Here is a 1,281-nt window from a genome sequence, read left to right as displayed (position 1 = left end):
TGCCGTTTATATACTCTATTAAAAACCAAATAAAATCCTGAGTATTTCAATTCAATTGTCTTGGGTCATTACAAATATGGTTCATATCATATGGTTTTCGACTCTGGATTACACCATAGACAGTTCTGAGCATTTTATTGGATACATTGTTCATGATCAAGAAATAGGGTTTTCCCTCCAGTTTTTTTCGTTCTGCATATAGACTATACTCTTTATTGTGTGTCACGGCTGTCTTGGCTGCAAGGAACAACAAAGATTTCAGCTTTTTGTCGGCCATATGGCTGGTCTTGGACTTCATAGACATTTTCCCGGACGAATTGGGATACGGGCATACCCCGGCAAAGGCAGCAGCCTTTTTGGCTGTATTGATACGTTTGAAATTTTCCGTTTTGATGATCAGATTGTTTGCTATTACCGGACCAATACCTTTGATACTGGTAATAAGCTTGTAGTTATCATTTAAATCGGAATCGCTCTGAACGATTTTTTCAATTTCCTTTTCGATGGCATCAATTTCATTTTCCAGATTGGCTATCGCTCTCTGATAGCCTCTATGGGCCACAATGCTCTGGGAAGGACTGAGCTTTCTTGTTTTCTGTCCCAACAAAAGTGATGTCCTGCTCTTTGACAACTGTTCCCGCAAACTGTAAAGTTCCTTAAGTTCTTTGACCGATTCCGACCTTGGTTCCATAAAGCGTAATTCTTCCACAAACCTCTCACCATATTTCCTGATACGGTATGCGTCTTTTGAATCGCTCTTTCCCCGTTGCAATCCCAAGCTGTGCTTTATGTTGTAGCCAGGGACCAATGCTATTTTAATTTGGAACTGGTAACAGAGATGAACCAACAGGTCACCATAGCTTCCAGTATGTTCAGCTACCAGGATGCAACTATCTTCCACTTGTTTCAAAAAGTTGCAGATACCTTTAAAGTCATTTCTGACAAACCTCTTTTTCTCTTCACCTGCAAGAACATAGCTTACGTCAAATTTATCTTTGGACAGGTCGATTCCATATATTCTCATTAAAAGTCTTTTTGATGTTCCCTTTGAGCGGCTTAAATCGTTAGTGGGTTATGCCCTTAATACTCTCTGGCTTAGGCTCAAATAACTTACCGTACTTAATATAAACATTAGATTCCCTCTATTCCGTTTCTAAAGCTAATGCAGTAAGTGGAACTGTTGATTTAAGGTTAGAACTCTATCTGTTCCAACAATATTATTTCTATCGGCTAAGTAACGATTCCGTTTCCTTTCCGCTCCAAAATTTTGTCTTCCGTTTG

At 39.2% G+C, this 1,281-nt stretch carries 1 protein-coding gene; it reads right to left on the bottom strand.

Going from position 1 to position 1,281, the window contains the following annotated elements; translation table 11 throughout:
• Positions 1–46 precede the first annotated feature (46 nt).
• Positions 47–1,024 carry a transposase gene (locus tag J0656_RS20005; RefSeq protein ID WP_207037079.1) on the bottom strand — a complete coding sequence of 326 codons (978 nt, stop codon included), beginning with the start codon at positions 1,022–1,024 and terminating at the stop codon, positions 47–49.
• Between the last annotated feature and the right edge of the window lie 257 nt (positions 1,025–1,281).

Origin of the sequence: Flagellimonas aurea, assembly GCF_017313785.1 — a bacterium.
Classification (GTDB): Bacteria; Bacteroidota; Bacteroidia; order Flavobacteriales; family Flavobacteriaceae; genus Flagellimonas; species Flagellimonas aurea.
This window is presented reverse-complemented; position numbering and strand designations above follow the sequence as displayed.

Bases quoted from the DNA above. Each gene is read 5' to 3' on its own strand.
- J0656_RS20005 (WP_207037079.1), bottom strand. From the start codon at position 1,024: ATGAGAATATATGGAATCGACCTGTCCAAAGATAAATTTGACGTAAGC.